Origin of the sequence: Streptomyces sp. NPDC001536 (assembly GCF_042894505.1) — a bacterium.
Classification (GTDB): domain Bacteria; phylum Actinomycetota; class Actinomycetes; order Streptomycetales; family Streptomycetaceae; genus Streptomyces.
This window is the reverse complement of record NZ_JBIAVQ010000001.1, coordinates 427,721-450,707: the sequence shown is the minus strand read 5'-3', so window position 1 is coordinate 450,707 and position 22,987 is coordinate 427,721. Positions and strand designations below refer to the sequence as shown.

Sequence of the window (22,987 nt, the reverse complement as noted above, 5' to 3'; positions counted from 1 at the left end):
TCAACAAAGCTCCGGTGGCCAACCGATTTGATACGGGGGGTGGCGGCGCCGGTAACCTGAGGCATTCGCTGCCGTCCATTCGTAATGAAGAGAGCACCGTGGCCGCCGACAAGATCGACACCATCGTCAGCCTGAGCAAGCGCCGTGGCTTCGTATTCCCCTGCAGTGAGATCTACGGTGGCCAGAAGGCCGCCTGGGACTACGGACCGCTGGGTGTCGAGCTCAAGGAGAACCTCAAGCGCCAGTGGTGGCGCTACATGGTGACCTCGCGCGAGGACGTCGTCGGTATCGACTCGTCCGTGATCCTGGCCCCCGAGGTCTGGGTGGCCTCCGGTCACGTCGCCACGTTCTCCGACCCGTTGACCGAGTGCACCTCCTGCCACAAGCGGTTCCGGGCGGACCACCTGGAGGAGGAGTACGAGGCCAAGAAGGGCCGCCTCCCGGAGAACGGCCTCGCGGACATCAACTGCCCGCACTGCGGCAACAAGGGCCAGTTCACCGAGCCCAAGCAGTTCTCGGGTCTGCTCTCCACGCACCTCGGCCCGACGCAGGACACCGGCTCGATCGCGTACCTGCGCCCCGAGACGGCCCAGGGAATCTTCACCAACTTCTCGCAGGTGCAGACCACTTCGCGCCGCAAGCCGCCGTTCGGCATCGCCCAGATGGGCAAGTCGTTCCGCAACGAGATCACGCCCGGCAACTTCATCTTCCGCACCCGTGAGTTCGAGCAGATGGAGATGGAGTTCTTCGTCAAGCCGGGCGAGGACGAGAAGTGGCAGGAGTACTGGATGGAGCAGCGCTGGAACTGGTACACCGGCCTGGGCATGCGCGAGGAGAACATGCGGTGGTACGAGCACCCGCAGGAGAAGCTCTCCCACTACTCCAAGCGCACCGCTGACATCGAGTACCGCTTCCAGTTCGGCGGCAACGAGTGGGGCGAGCTCGAAGGTGTGGCCAACCGCACCGACTACGACCTCACCGCGCACTCCAAGGCCTCCGGCCAGGACCTCTTCTACTACGACCAGGAGGCCCAGGAGCGCTGGACGCCGTACGTCATCGAGCCCGCGGCCGGTGTCGGCCGCGCGATGCTGGCGTTCCTCCTCGACGCCTACGTCGAGGACGAGGCCCCCAACGCCAAGGGGAAGCTGGAGAAGCGCACGGTGCTGCGCCTCGACCACCGGCTGGCCCCGGTGAAGGTCGCGGTGCTGCCGCTGTCCCGCAACCCGGAGCTGTCCCCGAAGGCCAAGGGCCTGGCCCAGGCACTGCGCCAGAACTGGAACATCGAGTTCGACGACGCCGGCGCCATCGGCCGCCGCTACCGCCGCCAGGACGAGATCGGCACGCCGTTCTGCGTCACGGTCGACTTCGACACGCTTGAGGACAACGCGGTCACCGTCCGCGAGCGTGACTCGATGAAGCAGGAGCGCGTGTCGCTGGACCAGATCGAGGGCTACCTGGCCGGCCGACTGGTCGGCTGCTAGTCACCAACGGTCCACGAAGACCCCGGTTCCGTAACAGATGTAACGGAACCGGGGTTTCGCCCATCCAGGGCGCAATCGCCTCCGAAGGGGAGGACATGCGCGGTCCGCAGGGGGTCGCGCGGTCTCTCACGGGGGTACTCATGCGTAAGCAGGCAGTCATCGGTGTGGCCACGCTGGCGCTGGCCGTCGGCACGGTCGGCTATGTGGCGGCGAACGACCAGGGCGACTCCCCTTCCGGGATCTCCACCCAGTCCGGCACCTCGGCCGGGCTCCCCGGTGCCGCGGGCGGGCGGCTCAGCGCGGTCGGTCTCACCGACGGCGGGCGGCTGGTCAGCTTCCGTGTCGACCGGCCCGACCGCACCCTCCCGCTCGGCAAGGTCCGCGGCCTCCAGGGCGACAGCAGCCTGATCGGCATCGACTACCGCGTCCAGAACGGCAAGTTGTACGGCGTCGGCGACAAGGGCGGCATCTACACGATCCGCGAGATCGGCGCCAAGGCCACCAAGGTCTCCCAGTTGAGCGTGGCCCTCCAGGGCACGAACTTCGGCGTCGACTTCAACCCGGCCGCCAACCGGCTCCGCGTCATCAGCGACACCGGCCAGAACCTCCGCCACAACATCGACGACCCGGCCGGCGCCCCCGCGGCGGGCACGACCGCGACCGACGGCGCCCTCACCAACCCGCCGGTCCCGCCCGCGACGACCGGTACGACGGCCACGGGCGTGACGGGGGCGGCGTACACGAACAACGACCTCAACGCCGCGACGGCCACCACCCTGTTCGACCTCGACTCCGCCCAGGACCGGGTCTCCGTCCAGTCCCCGGCCAACGCGGGCAACCTCGCCCCGACCGGTCAGACGGGTGTCGACGTGCCGGGCAACTCCGGCTTCGACATCTACAGTTCGACGCGGACCGGGACCAACTCCGCCTACGCGGTGACGGGTTCGCGTGCCTTCCGGGTCGATCTGCTGACCGGCACGGTGGCGGCCACCGGCTCCTTCCCCAAGGGGTGGCAGGTGGTCGACCTGGCGATCCCGCTGAAGCAGGGCTGAGTGGTCCCCGTAGCGGCCGCTCGATTGGCCCTGTAGCCGGATGTGGCGGCCACGGCAGGGTGGCGGCATGAGTCTCGCGTTCCTGCTGACCACCCTCGTCGTGGTCGCCACTCCCGGTACCGGTGTCGTCTACACGCTCGCGGCGGGGCTGTCGCGCGGGCGGCGCGCGAGTGTCGTCGCGGCGTTCGGCTGCACCCTGGGGATCGTGCCGCACATGGTGGCGGCCATCACCGGGGTGGCGGCGCTGCTGCACGCGAGCGCGACGGCGTTCCAGGTCCTGAAGTACGCCGGTGTCGCCTATCTGCTGTGAATGGCGTGGGCGACGCTGCGGGACCGCGACGCGCTGGGCGTCGACGGTGAGTCCGGGGAGCGGTCGTCGGGCCGGGTGATCGTCCGAGGTGTGCTGATCAACATCCTCAACCCGAAGCTGACGATCTTCTTCTTCGCGTTCCTGCCGCAGTTCGTGAGTGCGGGCGAGCCGCACGCGATGGGGCGGATGCTGGCGCTGAGCGGGGTCTTCATGCTGGCGACGTTCGTGGTCTTCGCCGCGTACGGGGTGCTCGCGGCATCGGTCCGCAGCCATGTGATCTCGCGGCCGAGGGTGATGGCGTGGCTGCGGCGGGGGTTCGCGGGGTCGTTCATGGTGCTGGGGGCGAAGCTGCTGACAACTGACAGATATTGAAATCTGTCAGTTGTCATGCCATGGTGGAGGGCATGACGACACAGACCCCCCGCACCCTCGGAACCACCGGCCCCCAGGTCTTCCCCCTCGGTCTGGGCTGCATGGGCATGTCCGGCGCGTACGGCGAGTCGGACCGCGCCGAGTCCATCGCCACCGTCCACGCCGCCCTGGAGGCCGGCGTCACCCTGCTCGACACCGGCGACTTCTACGGCATGGGCCACAACGAACTGCTGCTCGCCGAGGCCCTGCGCACCGCCCCGGCCGCCCTCCGCGAGAACGCGCTGACCAGCGTGAAGTTCGGCGCCCTGCGCGGCCCGGACGGCGACTGGTACGGCTTCGACGGCCGCCCGGCCGCCGTGAAGAACTTCGCCGCGTACTCCCTCCAGCGCCTCGGCGTCGACCACATCGACGTCTACCGCCCCGCCCGCCTCGACCCGGACGTGCCGATCGAGGAGACCGTCGGCGCGATGGCGGAGCTCGTGGAGAAGGGGTACGTCCGCCACATCGGCCTCAGCGAGGTCGGCGCCGACACCATCCGCCGGGCCGCCGCCACCGCCCCGATCGCCGACCTCCAGATCGAGTACTCGCTCATCTCCCGCGGCCCCGAGCGGGAGATCCTGCCCACCCTGCGCGAGCTGGGCATCGCCGTCACCGCGTACGGCGTCCTGTCCCGCGGCCTGATCTCCGGCCATGTCACGCCCGGCCAGGGGTTCACCGCGAACGACTTCCGCGCCCACTCGCCCCGCTTCCAGGGCGACAACCTCCAGCACAACCTCACGCTGGTCGAGTCCCTGCGCAAGATCGCCGAGCAGAAGGGCGTCTCCGTCGCGCAGATCGCCATCGCCTGGGTGGTCTCCCGCGGCGCGGACATCGTGCCGCTCATCGGCGCCCGCACCCGCGAGCGGCTCGGCGAGGCCCTCGGTGCCCTGGACGTGACCCTGGACGCGGCCGACCTCGCCGCCGTCGAGGCCGCCGTACCGGCGGACGCGGCGTCCGGTGAGCGGTACGCCCCCGCGCAGATGGCCATGCTCGACAGCGAGCGCTGATCGCGGTGCCGGGTACCGTCTACGCATGCCTCCGACCAGCGAGACCCTGACCGCCGAGCGCATCCTCGAAGCCACCGAGGAGGTGCTGCGCCGCCACGGCCCGGCGAAGGCGACCGTGGTGGACGTGGCCCGCGCGCTCGGCGTCAGCCATGGCAGCGTCTACCGGCACTTCCGTACGAAGGCGGCGCTGCGGGAGGCGGTCACGAAGCGGTGGCTGGACCGGACGACGGCGGAACTGGCCGGCATCGTCGCGGCGACCGACCGCGACCCGGAGACCCGGCTCCGCGACTGGCTCGCGGCGCTCCTGGAGGCGAAGCGGCGCAAGGCGGGCGGCGACCCCGAACTCTTCGCCACGTACTCGGTGCTGGCCGGGGACGCCGGTGAGGTGGTCGGCGCCCACCTCACCGAACTCACCGACCAGCTGACCGAGATCGTGCGGTCCGGCGTCGCGGCGGGCACCTTCACCACCCCCGACCCGGTCGCCACCGCCCGAGCCGTCTTCCACGCCACCGGCCGCTTCCACGACCCCGGCTATGCACGGGAGTGGGAGCGGCCGGAGGTGTGGGACGACTTCGCGGCGGTGGTGGATGTGCTGGTGCGGGGGCTGCGGGCCTAGAGGTCAGGGGTCCGGCAGGCGGTGTTGCACCGAGGTGTCAGGACATCGGATGCACGATCAGCTTCGACTGCCTGCCCGCGAACGCCCTCCGGAAGGCCCTGACGTCGATGTTGTTCCTGGCGAAGACGCCGCGCTTGTCGAGGTGGAAGGTGATCAGGTCGTAGGAGTCGACGACGTCGGAGATCCCGCCGACCTGGAGGGTGTCCCGAAGGGCATCGGAGTTGCGGCCGAACCAGTCGGGCAGACCGCAGGGTTCGGTGATGGCGTCGTAGAAGTCGTCGAGGGTGTCGATCGGGCGGCCGCGCAGGTCGACGACCAGTTCCTTCGGCTCTTTCTTCGGCATGGGCGGACAGTAGCCGGGCGATGTCAGGGTCCGGTACGGGTTTTCGTCACGTCTCCCGTGGGTCGACGGTGGCCTGGTGTTCCTCCGCCAGGTGTTCCTCCGCCTTCAGCCACGGCAGGAACTGCGCGTTCTTGCGCCAGCCGCAGGTGTCGCATCTGATCGTGCGTTGCGCGCCCTTGCGCCGCACTTGGACGACGTGCTCGCGTCCGTGTTGGTCCCAGCGGCTCACTTTGCTCGTGTTGATCTGCAACATGGCCTCGCCTCCGGCTAGGAGTGTGCAGCAAGACCAACATCAACAGCAGTATCTTCACGGCAAGTTCGTCGATCCTTGAACCGCCTCACCCGACCGTCCGCGGCAGCCGCAGGCTCAGCAGCCCGGTCAGGACCACGCCCACCAGCTGCACCACAAGGGTCGTCACCAGCGCGTCCCGCATGCCCAACCCCGGGATCAGGGACAGGAACAGGGTGCCGAGCGTCGCCACGCCCAGGGCCAGCGAGGACTGTTGGGTGGTGACCATGACCCCGCTGCCCACGCCCGCCCTCGCGGCCGGCACCTCCGAGAGCACGATCCGGAAGATCACCGGGAGTTGGAGCGCCTGGCCCGCGCCCGCGATCGCCGCTCCGGGCAGCAGTTCCACCAGGCCCAGGTCCGGCCAGGAGCGCCAGGCCGCCAGCGCCATCAGGCCCACGCCCACCGCCTGGATCCCGGCACCCGCGGTCACCACACGCGTCCCGTACCTCGCCACCAGCCGCGGACCCGCGAGCGAGACGAAGAAGAACACCACCGCCATCGGCGCCAGCGCGAGACCCGCCCGGACCGGGCCGAGCCCCGCGCCCCGCTGAAGCGCCACCGCGATCACGAACATGAAGCCGCTGAAGCCGATGGAGAACGGCACGATCATCACCAACCCGCGCCGCAGGGACACCAGTCGGAACAGGCTCGGCGGCACCAGCGGCGTCCGCCCCCGCCGGTCCGCCCCGCGCTCCACCGCGTAGAACGCCGCCGCCACGAACGGGAACGCCGCCAGCGACAGCCATGTCCACAGCGGCCACCCCGCGGAGCGGCCCTCGGTCAGCGGGGCCAGCAGCGCGAGCAGGGACACGGCGAGCAGGACCGTGCCCGGGCCGTCCACCGGCTCCGGGTTCGGGGAGCGGGTCTCGGGCACGGCACGAGCGGCCAGGAACAGGCCGAGGACGACCACCGGGACGTTCACGAGGAAGACCGAGCGCCAGCCGGTGCCGGCGATGTCGGCGGCGACCAGCACCCCGCCCAGGATCTGGCCCGCCACCATCGACAGACCCGCCGTCGCGCCGTACAGACCCATCGCCTTCGCGCGCCGCTGTCCCGACGTCGCCGCCTGGATCGTGGCGAGCACCTGCGGCAGCATCGCCGCGGACGCCGCGCCCTGCGCGACCCGGGCCGCGACCAGGGTCCACGCGGTGGGGGCGAGGCCGCAGGCCAGTGAGGTCAGGCCGAAGGCCGCCATGCCGCCGAGGAAGAGCCGGCGGCGGCCGAAGAGATCGCCGAGCCGGCCGCCGAGGACGAGCAGGACGGCGTACGCCAACCCGTAGCCGGAGACGACGAGTTCGAGGACCGACTCGCTCGCCGCGAGGTCGTGGCCGATGGTGGGCAGTGCGACGTTGACGATGAAGAAGTCGATGAGGGGGAGTGCCGCGCCGAGCAGCACGGTGAAGAGTCCGAGGCCGCCGAGCACGGGTGGCGCGCCCGTGGTGCGGACCTGGCCTGGGGTGGTGGTTTCGGTGCTCACGGAGACCAGCCTCCGCCTCCCCTCAGACAGGTACCAGAGTGTCTTTATCCTGGTAGAAGGAGTACCTGGAAACAGGGTCCGTACGGCGGCACGCTGGAGGCATGACGATGACGGTCCAGGAGACGACGACGGCGGCTCCCGCGGACATCCGGCGGCACGAACTCGCCGCCTTCCTGCGCCACCGCCGCGAGCACATCACGCCCGAACAGGTCGGCCTGCCCCGCGGCCGCCGGCGCCGCACCCCCGGACTGCGCCGCGAGGAGGTCGCCCACCTCTCCGCGGTCGGCGTCACCTGGTACACCTGGCTGGAGCAGGCCCGCGACATCCAGGTCTCCGTCCAGGTCCTGGACGCCCTCGCCCGCACCCTGCTGCTCGACCCGAGCGAACGCGCCCACCTCTTCCAGCTCGCCGGGGCGGCGGACCCGACACCGGCCACCAGCTGCCCGTCGGTCACGCCCGCACTGCGTCAGCTGATCGAGCAGATGGAGCCGATCCCGGCCTGTGTGCAGAACAGCCGCTACGACATCCTCGCCCACAACCGCACGTACGGCCTGCTCCTGTGCGACCTGGAGGCGGTGCCGCCGGAGGACCGCAACTGCATGGTCCTCTGCTACACGAACGAGGAGTGGGCCGCGTCGATCGTGCACCTGGAGGAGACCCGCCGCCTCATGGCCGCCCGGCTGCGCGCATCCATGGCCAACCATCTCGCCGAGCCCGCCTGGAAGATGCTGCTGAAGCGGCTGCGCACGGAGTCCCCGGAGTTCCGCGAGGCCTGGGACCGGCACGAGGTGGTCTCCCACCGCAGCAAGCAGAAGGAGTTCCTCAACCCCTACGTCGGCCGGGTCTCCGTCATCCACACCGACCTGTGGCTCGGCCCTGACCTGGGGCCGCGCATGGTCACGTACACACCGGCGGACGAGGAGTCGCGGAGGCGGCTGGAGAAGCTGCACGCGATCGCGGTCGCCAGGTCGGCCGGGTCCGCCTGAATCGCCGGATCCCCGCATCACCGGTCGACTCCGGTCGTACGGACTACGCGCCGACCCCCGCCGCTTCGCGCACCTCGACCGACTCCAGCCGCTCGGCGGTCCGCTGGGCGGTCCCACGGGCCCAGGCCCCGCTCGTCACCGCACCCAGCACCAGCACCGCGAACCCGCACCCGGCGATGATCCACCAGGCCGGCACGGAGGCCGAGACGAACGTGTCGGCGTACGAGGCCGACCCCACCCCCGCCACCAGCACCGCGCCGATCACAGCGACCCCCAGGGTCTGTCCCAGCTGCCGGCTCGTGGAAGCCACCGCCGCGGCGACCCCCGCCTGCGACCGGGGCATCCCCGACACCGCCGTGTTGGTGATCGGCGCGTTCACGAAGCCGAACCCGATACCGAAGAGCATGTACCCGATGAGCAGGGTGGCATTGGACGTCTCCGCCTCGAACGCGGCGAACAGCACCCCGCTCGCGGTGATCGAGACACCGGCGATCAGCAGCGGCAGCCGCGGCCCGTGCCGGCCGACCAGGCGTCCGGACAGCGGGGCACAGACGAACGCGGGGGCCGCGATCGGCAGCATCCACAGACCGGCGTGCATCGCGTCGAGGCCGCGGACGTTCTGGAGGTAGAGCGTCGACAGGAACAGGAACCCGCCCAGCGCCGCGAACGCGCTGATCGCGATCACCGTGGCCCCGCTGAACGGCGCCGAGCGGAAGAACCGCAGATCGATCAGCGGCTCGGCCCGCCGGGGCTCGTACACCAGGAGCCCGATCAGCGCGGCCAGCGCCAGCGCGGCGTAGGGCAGGACCGAGGCGAAGCCGGTGTTCGGCGTCTCGATGATCGCGTACGTCATCGAGCCGAACAGCGCGATCACCAGGAGCTGGCCGACCGGGTCGGTGCGGCGGGCCTTGGGGGCGCGGGACTCGGGGACGAAGCGAAGGGTGAGGAGGAGGGCGGCGAGACCGACCGGGACGTTGATCCAGAAGATCGAGCGCCAGCCGACGGTGTCCACGAGCAGACCGCCCACCAGGGGTCCCGCCGCCATGGAGATACCGACGACCGCACCCCACGCCCCGATCGCGCTGGCCCGCTCACGGGGGTCGGTGAAGGTGTTGGTGATGATCGACATGGCGACCGGGTTGAGCATCGAGCCGCCCACCGCCTGCACCATGCGGAAGGCGACCAGCGCCTCCAGGTTCGGGGCCATCGAGCACAGCACCGAGCCGATCGTGAAGACGATCAGGCCCGCGACGAAGACCCGCTTGCGGCCGATCCGGTCGGCCGTGGAGCCGGCCAGCATCAGCAGCGAGGCGAGCACCAGCGTGTACGCGTCGATGGTCCATTGCAGGCCCGACGTGGAGGCGTCGAGATCGTGCTGCATGGACGGCAGGGCGACGTTCAACACGGTGTTGTCGAGGCTCACGATCAGCAGGCTCATGCAGCAGATCGCGAGGACCAACAGGCGTCGGCGGAAGCTGAGCTCGGGCATGCGCTCCATCGTACGCCGATATCGATAGTGCGTCTAACTAATGGTCGGTACAAGATCGCACGGCCGAGCACGGGTCGTCGTGCGCCACAATGGGGGAATGCCCACGACCGCGCCCACCTCGAACGCGACCCTTCAGATCGGGCCGCACACCGTGCAGCCGCCCGTCGTCCTGGCCCCCATGGCCGGGATCACCAACGCGCCCTTCCGCACCCTGTGCAGGGAGTTCAGCGGTGGCAAGGGGCTGTTCGTGAGCGAGATGATCACGACCCGGGCGCTGGTCGAGCGCAACGAGAAGACCATGCAGCTGATCCACTTCGACGCGACCGAGAAGCCGCGCTCGATCCAGCTGTACGGCGTCGACCCGGCGACCGTCGGCAAGGCCGTCCGCATGATCGCGGAGGAGGACCTCGCCGACCACATCGACCTGAACTTCGGCTGCCCGGTCCCGAAGGTGACGCGCAAGGGCGGCGGCTCGGCACTGCCGTACAAGCGGAATCTGCTGCGCGCGATCCTGCGCGAGGCGGTGAGCGGGGCCGGAGACCTCCCGGTCACGATGAAGATGCGCAAGGGCATCGACGACGACCACATCACCTATCTCGACGCCGGCCGGATCGCCGTCGAGGAGGGCGTGACGGCCATCGCGCTGCACGGCCGCACCGCCGCCCAGCACTACGGCGGCACGGCGGACTGGGACGCGATCGCCCGGCTCAAGGAGCATGTGCCGGAGATCCCCGTCCTCGGCAACGGTGACATCTGGTCGGCCGAGGACGCGGTGCGGATGGTGCGGGAGACGGGCTGCGACGGGGTGGTCGTGGGCCGTGGCTGCCTGGGCCGGCCGTGGCTGTTCTCGGACCTCGTGGCCGTCTTCGAGGGCCGTACTGACGACATCGCGCGCCCTTCCCTCCGCGAAGTCGCCGATGTGATGGTCCGTCACGCCACGCTCCTCGGCGAGTGGATCGGCGACGAGGCCCGCGGAGTCATCGACTTCCGCAAGCACGTGGCCTGGTACCTCAAGGGCTTCGCGGTCGGCTCGGAGATGCGCAAGCGCCTCGCCATCACCTCCTCCCTGGAGGAACTGCGGTCCGGTCTCGACGAGTTGGACCTCGACCAGGCCTGGCCGACGGGCGCCGACGGGCCGCGTGGGCGGACGTCGGGCAACAACAGGGTTGTCCTGCCGGACGGTTGGCTCAAGGACCCGTACGACTGCGCGGGGATCGGCGAGGACGCGGAACTGGACACCTCGGGCGGCTGAGGCGAGCGCACAGCGGCGGGCCTGTTGCGTCCGGTTGCCGTAACGGCAGGTGAACGGCGTGGGATCGTTGCATTGGTCGCCGCGCCCGGCGCCCCGCCCGCCGACTATGCTGCTGGCTTCCGCGGAGCACGAAGGAGGCCCCGATGCCCGGAGGCAGGCTCACCCAGCAGGAACGCCAGCAGATCGCGCTGGGGCTGGCCGACGGCCTCGCCTACGCGGAGATCGCCCGCCGCCTGGAGCGTCCGACCTCCACGGTCACGCGCGAAGTGATGCGCAACGGCGGTCCGAGCGCCTACCGCGCCGAGGTGGCCCATCGCGCCACCGAACGCCGGGCGCATCGACGCGGGCGGACCGCGCCCCGGGACGGGCGGGCGCCCGAGCAGGCCTATGGGCGTGACGCCGAGGCGGTACGGGAGTACGAGGAGACGTTCACCACCGTCATGATGGGCTCCGGGATGCCCACGATGATGTCCCGCGTGATGGCCTGCATCACCCTCACCGACACCGGCAGCCTCACCGCCGCCGAACTCGTCCAGCGCCTCAACGTCAGTCCGGCGTCCGTCTCCAAGGCGATCACGTTCCTGGAGAGCCAGGGCATGGTGCGCCGGGAGCGCGACGAGCGGCGCCGCGAGCGCTATGTCGTCGACGACGACATCTGGTACCAGTCCATGATGGCCAGCGCCCGCTCCACCGCCCAGATAGTCGAGATCGCCCGCCAGGGCGTCACCGTCCTCGGCCCCGACACCCCGGCCGCCGTCCGCCTCGAAAACATCGCCCGCTTCCTCGACTTCGTCTCCGAGAGCATCGCCCGCGCGGCGGAACAGGCCCGCGACATCCTCTCCACGAAGCCCGGGACGCCGCCGGAGGACTGAGGCGCCCTCGACAGCGGGGTGGGGCCGCCGCACACTGATCGGCGTGGGGGACAGCGGGGTGTGGATCGCGGCCTTCACCGGCGCGACGGCAGTGCTGGCGAGCTGGGTGACCAACCTCGGGAACGTGCGCGCGGCGCGGGCCCAGGCGGAGGCGTCGGCACAGGCCCAGCTCCAGGGGCGGATACGGGAACTGCGCCGGGCGGCCTATCTGGAGTTCATGGAACAGGCGCACATCACCGGCGAGTTGTACTGGCAGGCCGCCTTCGACCTGGACCAACTCGCCGATCCCGAGCGGCTGGCGACGCGAGTCCAGGATCTGCGGACCGAACTCCGGGGCGCTTTCGATCCGTTGATGCGCAGTGTCCGGGTCGTCGTCCTCGAAGGTCCCGTCGGTGCGGCGGAGGCGGCTGAGACGGTCCTGCGGGTGGTCGCGGAAACCAACCGGACCCTGTGGCGGGTCGCGTGCGGCGAGTCCGAGGCGCGTGCGGCCTTCGACGAAGGGCACCAGGAATTCACACGCGCTCTGGAGAAGTTCGTAGAAGTCGCGCGCGCGGCGATGCGGTCCCCCTGACCGTCAGTCCCCGGACGGGCGGGGTGTCGAGCCGTACGCCGTCAGGAAGCGGTCGCGGAAGGAGCTCATCTTCCAGACCGGGGCGTTGTGGTCGGGGCGCAGGCCGTCCGTCCAGTTCCAGCTTGCGATCTTGTCCAGCACCTTCGGGTCCTTCGCCACGATCGAGACCGGGACGTCGCGGCTGGCGTGGTCGCCGCTGACGCGGGCGATGGGCTGGTGGTCGCCGAGGAAGACGAGGACGGTGTCGTCGGTGCCGTAGCGCTCCAGCCACTGGGTGAGGGCCGTCACCGAGTACTGGATCGACTTGCCGTACTCCTCACGGGACTTGGTCGAGTCGGTGACGATGTCGCCGGGCTTCTTGCCGGCCTTCTGGATCGCGTCGAAGACCGAGCCGTCGCCCAACCGGTCCCAGTCCACCAGCTTCGGGATCGGTGCCCACGGCTGGTGGCTCGACGTCAGGATGATCTCCGACATCAGCGGTCTGTCGCGCTTCTTGCCGTGCACCTGGCGCTGGAAGGCCTCCAGGGCGTACTGGTCCGGCATCGTCGACCAGCTGAACTTCGGTCCCTTGTAGCCGAGTTGGAAGGCGTTGTACACCTTGTCCAGGCCGTAGTACTTCGCCTCCGGCCAGCCCTTCTGGATACCCGGCATCACCCCGACGGTGTCCCAGTCACCGGTCTTCTGGAACGCCTTGGTGAGGGTCAGATGGTCCCCGGAGGTCACCGTGCGATACCGCTGCTGGTTGTCGATCCACAGGCCCGACAGAAACGTGGAGTGCCCCAGCCAACTGCTGCCCCCGTACGTCGCCGACGTCAGCCACCCGCTCTTGGCATGGAACCCCGCCTTGTCCAAGGCCTTCGTCCGCGCCGCGAGCGTCGAGTCCACCCCCGGCGCCATGACCGGATCCTCGATCGCACTCCGGCCGTAACTCTCGATGAACGTGAAGATCACGTCCTTGCCCCGCAGATCCGGCACCAACTGCGCACCCGGCGTCGCCCCGAACGTGTCCGCCTTCGCCTCCTTCGCGAACGCCGCCTCGTCCCGGATCGTGTCCGCCACCCGCCGCGCCTGGATCTTCAGCGCGTCGGCGGTCCGGTCGGAGGCGATGGGCGTACCGCCGATCTGCAACCCGAGCGCGTAACAGGTGATCCACGCCAGCGCCGCGATGAGCGTGCCCCGCGCGGCGACCGGCCTGCTCGCCACCAGGACGTTGCTCAGCCGCACCATCGCCAGCGCCATGACCCCCACCAGCACCAGCACGAGCAGCACAGCCCCGACCGCGGCCAGCACCGCGAACGTCCCGCCCATCGAATCAGCGACATACGACTGCGCGTCGTCCAGCAACTCCCAGTCCAGCACCAGGTTGAAGCCCCGCCCCAGATACTCCCGGAACCCCATGTCGAGCACGTTCAGCACGGTCAGCACCCCGAGCCCCACCCCGGCCACCACCGCCACCACCACCCGAGGCCGCCGCGGCAACCACAACGCCACGGCCGCCCCGAGGATCGCCTCGACGGGGATACGCGTGAACCGGTTCGGCTTCAGCGCCCCCAGAGCGTTCGGCAACAGCAACGCCCCGATGACGAGCAGGGCGGCGAGTGCGGTGACCGTCCACCGGAGGACCGGCGGACGCGGACGCGCAGGGGGCGCGGGCGTGTCCGGCAATTGCCGCGTGCGCAGAGTGACGGCCACCCGAGGGTCCTTCCGTACGGAACTTGGCACAGTCCCGTACGGCTCGCTCTCAAGGGCCGTTCACAGCACTGGGCAAACAGGCAGCAAACAGCAGACCAAGGGCAACTGCACCCACCCCAGGGGCGCGGAGAACTGCGCGCCAAGCCACGACGGCGCCGCACCCGCCATACAACCTCCCTACGCGCCCCCGACCGCGGTCAACAACGCAAGAGGCGCGGCCGCAGACCGAGACTCCCGCACGCACGCATGCGGATACGGCACCGGCTCCCCGTGCGTATCCCGCCCATACCCCGCAAGAACCTCCGGCAGCCGATGCCCCGTAGCCGTCGCCGCGTCCACCAACGCATGCGCGACCGTCCGCGCCTCGTCATGCAGCCCGTACCGCGCCAACCCCAGCGTGATCAGCGCGTTGTCATGCGGCCACACCGACCCCCGGTGATACGAGAGCGGGTGATACGCCGACTGCCCGGCCGCCACCGTCCGCACCCCCCACCCGGAGAAGAAGTCCGGCTCCAGCAACCGCCGCCCCACGGCCTCCCCGTACTCCTTGTCGAGCAGCCCGGACCACAGCAGATGCCCGGCATCGGACGCCAGCGCGTCCACCTGTTGTCCCTCGCCGTCCAGCGCCAGCGCCGGGAAGGCCCGGTCCCGCATCCAGAAGTCCCGCTGGAAACGGTCCCGCAGATCCCCCGCGGCCTGTTCGAGGAGCGCCGCGTACGTCTCGTCCGCCCAGGCCGTCCGCGCCACCCACGCGGTGCGCCGCAGCGCGTCGTAGGCGTAGCCCTGTGCCCCGGCCGCCATCACCGCCCCGCTGGCCCGCGTCCCGTCGGCCCAGCAGATCGCCCCGGGGGAGTCCTTCCAGTTCTGGTTGGCGAGCCCGCCCTGGTCGGCTCGGTACACGAGGTAGCCGCGCGAGGTCAGCCCGCCGTGGTCCAGCATCCAGCCGATCGCCGCCCGGGCATGGGATTCCAGGCGCCGGGCCATCGCGACGTCCCCGGTCTGTTCCACATACGCCCCGAGCAGCACCAGGAACAGCGGCGTGGCGTCCACCGAGCCGTAGTAACGGCCGTACGGCACCTGGCCGAAGTGCGCCAGCTCTCCGTGCCGCACCTCGTGCACGATCTTGCCGGGCTGTGCCACCGAGTCCGCGCCGATCTCCGTGGCCTGGGCCGCGGCGAGCGCGGGGAGGGTGGCGGCGGCGAGCTGGGGGCGGTAGGGGAGGGCGAAGAGTGAGGTGAGGAGCGCGTCGCGGCCCAGCAGGGTCAGGAACCAGGGCGCGCCGGCGGCCGGGACGCGCAGCTCCTCGCCGTCCGGTCCGGTCGCCGGGACCTGGAGCGAGGCGAGGTCGGCGAGGCCGCGGGCGCATGCGGCGGCCAGTTCGGGCCAGCCGGTCGGGAAGGCGACGCCCTCCACGAACTCGCCCTCCAGCGCGAGGAGTTGGGCGTTCAGCGCGGCCGGTGACTGCGGTACCCGCAGCGCCCGCTTGTCGCCGTGCGGCCGTGCCATCACCCTCAGCGTCAGCTCCGCCGTGCCGTGCGGCTCCAGTTCCAGCGTCCAGACGAGGCGCCGGGCTCCGGTGCCCGTCTCCTCGACGCCGTCCGGAGCGGGCTCCGCCGTCACCGTCGTACAGGAACGCCACTCGCCGCGCTGGTAGGTGAACTCGACACCCGCGTCGAGGACTTCGCGGGAGCGGGTGGCGCCGATCTTGGTGTAGGTGCGGTAGTCGGAGCGCAGTTCGAACTGGTCCGTGAAGTCGGCGTCGGCGGTGACCGCGAGCCGGACCGTGGCCGGCGCCGGGCGGTTGCTGGTGACGCGCAGGGACTCGATGAACGAGCCGTCGCCCACAGCCTGTTCACGGAAGATCGTGTACGCGGGCGGCTCCTGCCGGCCGCCGCGCGGGACGAGGACACAGCGTGCGGTGTCGCCGTCTGCGACGGGGGTGAGGGCCTCGGGCACCGCGCCGTCGACCGTCAGCTGCCAGCGGCTGAGGTGCCGGGCGTCGCGGACGAATAACCCTTCCGGGGACGGGGAGGCGCCGCCCCGGACCCCACTGATGTCTCCACCGTCACCCACGGCTGCGAACGTGCCGCCGTGCACGAGCAGATGATGCCGTTCCGTCATTCCCGGTCCCCTCCCTTGGATGTGCCGGTGTGCAGCAGGTCGAGCGTGAGCGCGGCGGTCCAGCCGAAGCCGGTCGCGCCGCAGGCCTCGCCGGTGTACGGGTCGACGTACTCGGCGAAGCCCGAGGTGTCGGCGATGTCGAGGACGGCCCGGCGCAGCGCGTCGGCGCGGCCCCGCTCGCCGTGGGTGCGCAGGCCCCGCTCCATCAGCCAGCCGGTGTTGAACCAGGCCGGGCCCCGCCAGTAGCGGTGCGGGTCGAAGGCCTCGCCGAGAAGGTCGTAGCTGGGCACGAGGCGGGTCGTGCCGCCCAGGCCGAAGTGCTTGGAGGTGGTCGTACGGACGAGGGCCTCGACGATGTCCCGGGGGAGCGTCGGCAGCAGCAGGGGGATGAGCCCGGACACACTGCGCTCGGGGATCAGTCCCCCGCCCCGCACGTCCCGGCAGAAGAACATGCCCTCCGTCGGGTCCCACAGCCGGTCGATCAGAGCCGCCGTCAGACGCTCCGCACGCGCGTGCCGGGCCGTGCCGGTCGCGCCCAGCTCCTGCGCGATCCGGGCGAGGGCGTGCTCGGAGGCGATGAGCAGGGCGTTGAAGGACGGGTCCTCGACCGCGAACTCGCCGTGGCCGTCCGCGTAGCCGCCGTCCCTGTAGTCCGTCGCCAGCCGCACGTACCGCCCGTAGTCCAGATCCGTCGGCCGGTCCTCCGCAGCCCCGTGGTCCAGGTCGGCGCGCCGGAAGGAGCGTGCCGGGGCGGGGGTGACGCGGGAGAGCGGCAGGTCCCAGCAGGGGCTGTTGTCCATGCCCTGTTCCCAGGGGTGCACGACGGAGGCCAGCGAACCCCCGCCCAGGTCCCGCCGGTGCAGCAGATAGCGGTGCCAGGCCGCCAGGCGGGGGTACATCCGAGTCAGGAAGCCGCGCGCCCGGGACAGACCCGGGTCCGAGCAGTGCACCAGCCACACGGCCAGCGCGTGCACCGGTGGCTGCACGATGCCCGAGGTCTGTACGGTGCGCGGGGCGCCCGCAGCGCGCCCCGCGGTCGAGGAGCGCCAGAAGTCGGGGCTCGGGAAGTACGCGTCGAGCGGCACGGAGGGGTTGAAGACGATGTGCGGGACACGCCCGTCGCCCCACTGGGCGGCGAGGAGTGTCTCCAGCTCCGTCTGCGCCCTGAGCGGCGACAGATGCCTGAGGCCGATCGCGATGAACGCCGAGTCCCACGACCACTGGTGCGGATACAGGCCGCGCGAGGGCACTGTGGAGGTGCCGGTCCAGTTGTCCTCCAGTACCCGGGCGGCCCTGAGGTGCAGCGAACCCCGCGTAGGGGGTGGATCGTATACAAAGGCGCGTTCTGTGAGACGGGCGGTGAGTTGGGCAGTGCGATCCACTCGGGGCTCCCCGAAAGACGTCCGGCCGACCGGTTCGGTCGTGGCTACCGTAGGGTTACGTCTATTTAACACGCAAAACTCAATATGTAATGCAGAGTTGGGAAACACAAGGGGGTGCGCATGACCGGACGGGGTCAGGGAAGCGCCGGCGATCTGCTCGAACTGGTACGAAGCGGGCGCGCGATCACGCGCGGCGCGCTCCAGCAGGCCACCGGGCTGTCCCGTGCCACCGTCGGCCAGCGCCTGGACCGGCTCTTCCGCGCGGGCTGGCTGCGCGAGGGCGCCGGCGGTCCCGTGGACTCCCCGCTCGGCGGGCGCCCCTCGATCACCCTGGAGTTCGACGACGCCCATGCCGTCCTCCTCGCCGCCGACCTCGACACCCGGCACGCGCGCGCGGCCGTCCTGTCGCTGAGCGGCGAGCTGCTCGCCGAGCACAGCGGCACGCTCGTCATCGAGGACGGGCCGGACGTGGTGCTGGGGGAGCTGGGCCGCTGGTTCGCCGAGCTGCTGGAGAAGGCCGGCCACCGCGCGGGCGAGGTCTGCGGCATCGGGCTCGCGGTGCCGGGACCGGTCGACAGCGAGAGCGGCCGAGTGGTCCAGCCGCCGATGATGCCCGGCTGGGACGGCTACGACATAAGAGGCCGCCTCGCCCGCTCCTTCACCGAGCACACGGGGGCGCCCGCGGTGCCGGTCCTCGTCGACAACGACGCCAACCTCATGGCGTACGGCGAACAGCGCACGGCCTATCCCGACTGCTCGGCGTTCGTGCTGGTCAAGGTCTCGACCGGTATCGGTGCCGGGGTCGTCGTCGGCGGCTCGATCTTCCGGGGCATCGACGGGGGCGCCGGGGACATCGGCCATATCCGGGTGGGCGCGGACGCGCTGTGCCGGTGCGGCTCCTACGGCTGTCTGGCCGCCGTCGCCAGTGGTGGCGCCGTCGCGCGGCGGCTGGCCGAGACCGGGGTGCCCGCGGCCTCCGGCTCGGATGTGCGGGATCTGCTGACCGCCGGGCATCCGGAGGCGGCCGCGCTCGCCCGGGACGCGGGGCGGCAGGTCGGGGACGTCCTGGCGACCGTGGTGACCCTGCTGAACCCCGGGGTTCTGATGATCGCCGGTGATTTGGCCGGAACCCCCTTCCTCACCGGGGTGCGCGAGCTGCTGTACCAGCGGGCGCTGCCGCGCTCCACCGCCCATCTGGACGTCGTCACCTCACGGCTGGGGGAGCGGGCCGGGCTGGTCGGAGCGGGTGCGCTGGTCGTGGAGCATCTCTACGCCCCCGAGCGGGCCGAGGAGCGGCTGGCCGCGCTCGGCGTGTGACCGGCACATTTCGGTCCGGATACCCGTCCGCATGGTGAAATCCGGGCGCCTGTGGCAGCGTGATTCTCGCCACCCTTGATAGGGGTAGCGCTCAGATGAGCGGATCTTGGGCGACTGCACTTCTCCAAGGGGTGGCACTCGGTGCCACCCCTTGATCGTTCATCGATCGAAATCAGGCGTGCCGAATGCCGCTCAGATGAGCGATATGCCGCCGCTTCCAGGGTTCATGTGTTCAAGAAGTGAAAACATCGGGGCTCAGTCGCTTGCCAAGCTTTGACTTTCAATCCGCTGGCAGACGACTGGTTACGGGCACATGACGCCCGAGTGGACCTCCCCAGACGCCTTCGATCTGGGTATGTTCCCCGTCGTCAGGGCAGCCACCGCGTCCTCGAGGGAGTCGAGAACCGTGTCGGAAAACAAAGAACCCCACGTAGCGAAGTTCGTTTACGACTTCACCGAGGGAAACAAGGACCTCAAGGACCTCCTGGGTGGCAAGGGCGCGAACCTCGCCGAGATGACCAACCTGGGACTCCCCGTTCCTCCCGGCTTCACCATCACGACCGAAGCCTGCAAGGTCTACCTGGAGAGCGGCGCGGAGCCGGTGGCACTGCGTGACGAGGTGAGTGCGCACCTCGAAGCCCTTGAGACACAGATGAGCAAGAAGCTCGGCCAGGCCGACAACCCGCTCCTCGTCTCGGTCCGCTCCGGCGCCAAGTTCTCCATGCCCGGCATGATGGACACGGTCCTGAACATCGGCCTCTCCGACAGGTCCGTGAAGGGCCTCGCCGAGCAGGCGGGCGACGAGCGGTTCGCCTGGGACTCGTACCGCCGTCTCATCCAGATGTTCGGCAAGACGGTCCTCGGCGTCGACGGCGAGCTCTTCGAGGAGGCGCTGGAGGCGGCGAAGGCGGCCAAGAAGGTCCACGTCGACACGGACCTGGAGGCGGCCGACCTCAAGAAACTCGTCACCAAGTTCAAGAAGATCGTCAAGACCGAGGCGGGCCGGGACTTCCCGCAGGACCCGCGCGAGCAGATGGACCTCGCCATCCACGCGGTCTTCGACTCCTGGAACACCGACCGCGCCAAGCTCTACCGCCGCCAGGAGCGCATCCCCGGCGACCTGGGCACCGCCGTCAACGTCTGTTCCATGGTCTTCGGCAACCTCGGCCCCGACTCCGGCACCGGCGTCGCCTTCACCCGCGACCCCGCCTCCGGCCACCAGGGCGTGTACGGCGACTACCTCCAGAACGCCCAGGGCGAGGACGTCGTCGCCGGTATCCGCAACACGGTCCCGCTCGCGGAGCTGGAATCGATCGACAAGAAGTCGTACGACCAGCTGATGCAGATCATGGCGACCCTGGAGAACCACTACAAGGATCTCTGCGACATCGAGTTCACCATCGAGCGCGGCCAGCTCTGGATGCTCCAGACCCGCGTCGGCAAGCGCACGGCGGGCGCGGCCTTCCGGATCGCCACGCAGCTCGTGGACCAGGGCCTGATCGACGAGGCCGAGGCGCTCCAGCGCGTCACCGGCGCCCAGCTGGCCCAGCTGATGTTCCCGCGCTTCGACGAGGACGCGAAGGTCCAGCAGGTCGGCCGGGGCATCGCGGCCTCGCCGGGTGCGGCGGTCGGCAAGGCGGTCTTCGACTCGTACACCGCGGTGAAGTGGTCGCGCTCCGGCGAGAAGGTCATCCTCGTCCGCCGCGAGACCAACCCCGACGACCTCGACGGCATGATCGCGGCGGAGGGAATTCTCACGAGCCGTGGTGGCAAGACCTCGCACGCGGCCGTCGTCGCCCGGGGCATGGGCAAGACCTGTGTCTGCGGTGCCGAGGAGCTGGAGGTCGACACCAAGCGCCGGCGGATGACGGTGCCCGGCGGCCATGTGGTCGAGGAGGGCGACGTCATCTCCATCGACGGGTCGAGCGGCAAGGTGTACCTCGGCGAGGTGCCCGTCGTCCCCTCCCCGGTCGTGGAGTACTTCGAGGGCCGGATGCACGCGGGTGCGCAGGACGCCGACGAGCTCGTCGAGGCCGTGCACCGGATCATGGCGTTCGCCGACCGCAAGCGCCGGCTGCGGGTGCGGGCCAACGCGGACAACGCCGAGGACGCGCTGCGCGCGCGTCGCTTCGGCGCCCAGGGCATCGGACTGTGCCGCACCGAGCACATGTTCCTCGGCGACCGCCGTGAGCTGGTCGAGCGCCTGATCCTGGCCGACACGGAGGCCGAGCGCGAGGAGTCCCTGAAGGAGCTGCTCCCGCTCCAGAAGCAGGACTTCGTCGAGCTGTTCGCGGCGATGGACGGCCTGCCGGTGACGGTACGACTCCTGGACCCGCCGCTGCACGAGTTCCTGCCGGACATCACCGAGCTGTCGGTCCGTGTGGCGCTGGCGGAGTCCCGTCAGGAGCCGCACGAGAACGAGCTGCGGCTGCTCCAGGCGGTCCACCGCCTCCACGAGCAGAACCCGATGCTGGGCCTGCGCGGTGTGCGCCTCGGTCTGGTCATCCCGGGTCTGTTCACGATGCAGGTACGGGCGATCGCCGAGGCCGCGGCCGAGCGCAAGGCGGCCAAGGGCGACCCGCGGGCCGAGATCATGATCCCGCTCGTCGGTACCGTCCAGGAGCTGGAGATCGTCCGTGAGGAAGCCGACCAGGTCATCGCGGAGGTCGAGGCGGCGACGGGCGCGCAGCTCAAGCTGACCATCGGCACGATGATCGAGCTTCCGCGCGCCGCGCTGACCGCCGGTCAGATCGCGGAGGCGGCGGAGTTCTTCAGCTTCGGCACGAACGACCTCACCCAGACGGTGTGGGGCTTCAGCCGGGACGACGTGGAGGCCTCCTTCTTCACGGCGTACCTGGAGAAGGGCATCTTCGGGGTGTCGCCCTTCGAGACGATCGACAAGGACGGCGTCGGCTCCCTGGTCAAGCTGGCCGCCGAGGCGGGCCGCAAGACCCGCCCCGACCTCAAGCTCGGCGTCTGCGGCGAGCACGGCGGTGACCCGGAGTCGGTCCACTTCTTCCACGAGGTCGGCCTGGACTACGTCTCCTGCTCGCCCTTCCGCATCCCGGTGGCACGCCTGGAGGCGGGCCGCGCGGCGTCGGAGTCGGCGGGAAGCGACCACCGCTAGGCCTTACGGCCACGGCTTCACGGCCATCAGACCCCGGAACCGACGCCTGTCCCCGACCCTCAGTACCGATGGGCGCCGGTTCCGGATCACCAAGAAGGGGCGTCACCCTGTGCGGGGGTGGCGCCCCTTCGGTCTGTGTTCAGCGCTCTGCGCGTCGCCTGTTCACGACGACCAGGACGCCCGCACCCGCGAGCATGACGGACATGCCGGCGGCCGCGAAGTACGGGGTGGTGTCGTCGCCGCCGGTCTCGGCGAGGTCCGTGTCCTTGGGGGCCGCGGCGTCCGCTTCCTGGTCCTCGGCGGGGGTGAAGTCCGCGGGCGGGCTGTCGCAGCCGATGCCGTCGCCGTCGCGGTCCAGGTGGGTGCCGTAGTGCTCGTCGCTCTCGGGGATGTTCGCGTAGCCGTTCTCGTACGCCTCGGTGCAGTTGGCGAACGGGTGGTCGCCGTCGTGCGCCTCGGCGGCTGAGGGCAGGACGGCGAGGGCCAGCGCGGCGACGACGATGGCGCCGGGCTTGCGGAGCAGGTTCACGGCGGGTCCTTACGGGGTCGTGGTGAAACAAGAGGTGCCCGAAGGTAGTGCGAGACCGTCATGGTGGAGGTGACGTGAAGAACCCGTGATGCGAACGTGACGCGACCGGACGGAAGCGCACAGTGATCGCTCAAGTGCGGTCACGCGTAAGGGTGTTGCGGTCCACATGGCACAGTCAGCTGTCGCAGCCGACCCCGTCGTTGTCCCGGTCCAGATGTGAGGCGTACCCCGGCTCACCCCGGTGCACCGGCGCGGCACCCGCGGCGCGGGCCTCGGCGCAGTTGGCGTAGTAGACGTCGGCGCCGGCGTCGGAGTCGTCTGCCGCCGCCGCTTCCGCGGTGACCGTCTTCGTGACCTTGACGGTCTCCGTCGCGGTCACCGTCTCGGCGGGCTCCGGCTCCGACTCCGCGGCGATCGTCGCCGTGGCCGTCACGGTGACCGTCGGCTGCGGCTTGGCCGTCACGGGCTTCGCGTCGGCCTTGGTGTCCTCGCCGCCGTTGCCTATGCCGGCGCCGATGAACAGGGCGAGGGCCAGGGCGGGCAGGACGTACCGCTTCCGGGCCCACTTGGGCGCGGGTCCGGAAGCGGCGGGCGGTGCGGTGTACGGGTTGGTCATTCGTCCCCCAGAGGTGTTACGTGAGGGGATGACCGTATTGCTGT

General features: G+C 70.4%; 19 protein-coding genes and 1 pseudogene. 11 read left to right on the top strand and 9 right to left on the bottom strand.

Going from position 1 to position 22,987, the window contains the following annotated elements; genetic code table 11:
• Positions 1-98: 98 nt before the first annotated feature.
• From ACFY0U_RS02115 to ACFY0U_RS02095, 5 genes and pseudogenes are all read left to right on the top strand, one after another.
• Entirely contained in the window at positions 99-1,481 is a 1,383-nt protein-coding gene (locus ACFY0U_RS02115) for a glycine--tRNA ligase (RefSeq protein WP_388628844.1), read from the top strand.
• Positions 1,482-1,621: 140 nt separating this feature from the next.
• Positions 1,622-2,533: a DUF4394 domain-containing protein gene (locus ACFY0U_RS02110; RefSeq protein ID WP_388628841.1), complete on the top strand. Its 912-nt coding sequence runs from the start codon at positions 1,622-1,624 to the stop codon at positions 2,531-2,533.
• A 67-nt stretch (positions 2,534-2,600) separates the two neighbouring features.
• A pseudogene (locus tag ACFY0U_RS02105) lies at positions 2,601-3,215 on the top strand (LysE family translocator).
• A gap of 32 nt (positions 3,216-3,247) precedes the next feature.
• Positions 3,248-4,261: an aldo/keto reductase gene (locus ACFY0U_RS02100; RefSeq protein WP_388628838.1), complete on the top strand. Its 1,014-nt coding sequence runs from the start codon at positions 3,248-3,250 to the stop codon at positions 4,259-4,261.
• Positions 4,262-4,286: 25 nt separating this feature from the next.
• Complete coding sequence (locus ACFY0U_RS02095) at positions 4,287-4,877, top strand: TetR family transcriptional regulator (RefSeq protein WP_388628835.1); 591 nt, start codon at positions 4,287-4,289, stop codon at positions 4,875-4,877.
• A gap of 37 nt (positions 4,878-4,914) precedes the next feature.
• Here ACFY0U_RS02095 and ACFY0U_RS02090 read toward each other — a convergent pair whose 3' ends face one another.
• From ACFY0U_RS02090 to ACFY0U_RS02080, 3 genes are all read right to left on the bottom strand, one after another.
• Positions 4,915-5,220: a barstar family protein gene (locus tag ACFY0U_RS02090; RefSeq protein WP_388628832.1), complete on the bottom strand. Its 306-nt coding sequence runs from the start codon at positions 5,218-5,220 to the stop codon at positions 4,915-4,917.
• A gap of 46 nt (positions 5,221-5,266) precedes the next feature.
• Complete coding sequence (locus tag ACFY0U_RS02085) at positions 5,267-5,473, bottom strand: hypothetical protein (RefSeq protein ID WP_388628829.1); 207 nt, start codon at positions 5,471-5,473, stop codon at positions 5,267-5,269.
• 85 nt (positions 5,474-5,558) lie between these two features.
• Positions 5,559-6,989: an MFS transporter gene (locus tag ACFY0U_RS02080; RefSeq protein ID WP_388628825.1), complete on the bottom strand. Its 1,431-nt coding sequence runs from the start codon at positions 6,987-6,989 to the stop codon at positions 5,559-5,561.
• 101 nt (positions 6,990-7,090) lie between these two features.
• Here ACFY0U_RS02080 and ACFY0U_RS02075 point away from each other — a divergent pair, with 101 nt between their 5' ends.
• Positions 7,091-7,975: a helix-turn-helix transcriptional regulator gene (locus ACFY0U_RS02075; RefSeq protein WP_388628822.1), complete on the top strand. Its 885-nt coding sequence runs from the start codon at positions 7,091-7,093 to the stop codon at positions 7,973-7,975.
• Between the two features lie 43 nt (positions 7,976-8,018).
• Here the strand turns inward: ACFY0U_RS02075 and ACFY0U_RS02070 are convergent, their stop codons facing one another.
• The gene (locus ACFY0U_RS02070; protein ID WP_388628820.1) at positions 8,019-9,464 is read right to left on the bottom strand and encodes an MFS transporter; all 1,446 of its coding nucleotides are present in this window, start codon (positions 9,462-9,464) and stop codon (positions 8,019-8,021) included.
• Between the two features lie 97 nt (positions 9,465-9,561).
• Here ACFY0U_RS02070 and dusB point away from each other — a divergent pair, with 97 nt between their 5' ends.
• From dusB to ACFY0U_RS02055, 3 genes are all read left to right on the top strand, one after another.
• Positions 9,562-10,716, top strand: a complete 1,155-nt coding sequence (dusB, locus tag ACFY0U_RS02065; protein ID WP_388628817.1) for a tRNA dihydrouridine synthase DusB — start codon at positions 9,562-9,564, stop codon at positions 10,714-10,716.
• A 143-nt stretch (positions 10,717-10,859) separates the two neighbouring features.
• Positions 10,860-11,588 carry a helix-turn-helix domain-containing protein gene (locus ACFY0U_RS02060; RefSeq protein WP_388628814.1) on the top strand — a complete coding sequence of 243 codons (729 nt, stop codon included), beginning with the start codon at positions 10,860-10,862 and terminating at the stop codon, positions 11,586-11,588.
• Positions 11,589-11,631: 43 nt separating this feature from the next.
• The gene (locus ACFY0U_RS02055; protein ID WP_388628812.1) at positions 11,632-12,159 is read left to right on the top strand and encodes a hypothetical protein; all 528 of its coding nucleotides are present in this window, start codon (positions 11,632-11,634) and stop codon (positions 12,157-12,159) included.
• A gap of 3 nt (positions 12,160-12,162) precedes the next feature.
• On the opposite strand, the gene ACFY0U_RS02050 is transcribed toward ACFY0U_RS02055, so the two are convergent.
• From ACFY0U_RS02050 to ACFY0U_RS02040, 3 genes are all read right to left on the bottom strand, one after another.
• On the bottom strand, positions 12,163-13,824 hold the full coding sequence (locus ACFY0U_RS02050; protein WP_388630395.1) for a CDP-alcohol phosphatidyltransferase: 1,662 nt from the start codon (positions 13,822-13,824) through the stop codon (positions 12,163-12,165).
• Positions 13,825-14,028: 204 nt separating this feature from the next.
• A complete protein-coding gene (locus tag ACFY0U_RS02045; protein WP_388628810.1) occupies positions 14,029-15,972 on the bottom strand; it encodes a glycogen debranching N-terminal domain-containing protein in 1,944 nt (647 codons plus the stop codon).
• Positions 15,969-17,354, bottom strand: a complete 1,386-nt coding sequence (locus ACFY0U_RS02040) for a trehalase family glycosidase (protein ID WP_388628807.1) — start codon at positions 17,352-17,354, stop codon at positions 15,969-15,971. The genes ACFY0U_RS02045 and ACFY0U_RS02040 overlap by 4 nt, the downstream gene beginning before the upstream one ends.
• Positions 17,355-17,474: 120 nt before the next feature.
• On the opposite strand from ACFY0U_RS02040, the gene ACFY0U_RS02035 reads away from it, so the two are divergent.
• Together ACFY0U_RS02035 and ppdK are read left to right on the top strand one after the other, a co-directional pair.
• Positions 17,475-18,671: an ROK family protein gene (locus tag ACFY0U_RS02035; protein ID WP_388628805.1), complete on the top strand. Its 1,197-nt coding sequence runs from the start codon at positions 17,475-17,477 to the stop codon at positions 18,669-18,671.
• A gap of 406 nt (positions 18,672-19,077) precedes the next feature.
• Positions 19,078-21,798: a pyruvate, phosphate dikinase gene (gene ppdK, locus ACFY0U_RS02030; RefSeq protein WP_388628802.1), complete on the top strand. Its 2,721-nt coding sequence runs from the start codon at positions 19,078-19,080 to the stop codon at positions 21,796-21,798.
• Positions 21,799-21,937: 139 nt separating this feature from the next.
• Here ppdK and ACFY0U_RS02025 read toward each other — a convergent pair whose 3' ends face one another.
• Together ACFY0U_RS02025 and ACFY0U_RS02020 are read right to left on the bottom strand one after the other, a co-directional pair.
• Positions 21,938-22,327 (bottom strand): excalibur calcium-binding domain-containing protein, encoded by a 390-nt coding sequence (locus ACFY0U_RS02025; protein ID WP_388628800.1) that lies wholly within the window; start codon positions 22,325-22,327, stop codon positions 21,938-21,940.
• Positions 22,328-22,502: 175 nt separating this feature from the next.
• Entirely contained in the window at positions 22,503-22,943 is a 441-nt protein-coding gene (locus ACFY0U_RS02020) for an excalibur calcium-binding domain-containing protein (RefSeq protein WP_388628798.1), read from the bottom strand.
• Positions 22,944-22,987: the final 44 nt, after the last annotated feature.